The sequence below is a fragment of the Roseococcus sp. GW821-FHT12F05 genome, assembly GCF_058806835.1.
The window spans coordinates 1-607 of record NZ_JBXAQB010000053.1; the positions used below are offsets into that span (position 1 = coordinate 1).

Consider the following 607-nt stretch of genomic DNA (forward strand, 5'->3'; position numbering starts at 1 on the left):
GCTGATCCTGAGCCAGGCCAGCTACGTGACCAAGGTGGTCTTCCCCATCGAGGTCCTGCCGCCGGTCGTGGTGCTGTCGAGCCTGGTGAACGCCGTCATGACCATCGCCATCGTGCTGGTGGGGCAGCTCCTGCTGAACGGGGTGTTCCACTGGACGGCGATCTTCTGGCCCGTGGTGGTGGCGCCCTACCTGATCTTCGTGGCCGCGCTGGTGATGTTCTTCGCCGCCTGCGGCGTCTTCCTGCGCGACCTGTCGCAGATCGTCTCGCTGCTGATCACGGTGACGCTCTTCCTCACGCCGATCTTCTATCCGCTGAACGCGGTGCCCGGCGCCTTCCGCACGCTGATGCGGCTCAACCCGCTCACCTCCATCGTCGAGCAGTCGCGCACCGTGATCGTCTTCGGCGGCCTGCCGGACTTCGTCAGCCTCGCGCTCTACACGCTCTGCTCGCTGATTGCGCTCGCGCTGTCCTTCTGGCTGTTCCAGCGCCTCCGGCCCGGCTTCGCCGATGTTCTCTGAGCCGATGTCCTCTGACCTCACCATCCGCGTGGAAGGCCTGTCGAAGGCCTATCGCATCTACCCGACGCCGACCGACCGGCTGCGCCA

Annotated in this window: 1 protein-coding gene; it reads left to right on the top strand. The window is 65.9% G+C overall.

All coding sequences use genetic code 11. The annotated features are described in order from the left end of the window. Positions 1 to 520, top strand: a 520-nt coding sequence (locus AC1ROY_RS34040) for an ABC transporter permease (RefSeq protein ID WP_493153394.1), incomplete at its 5' end; no start/stop codon positions are given. Positions 521 to 607 lie beyond the last annotated feature (87 nt).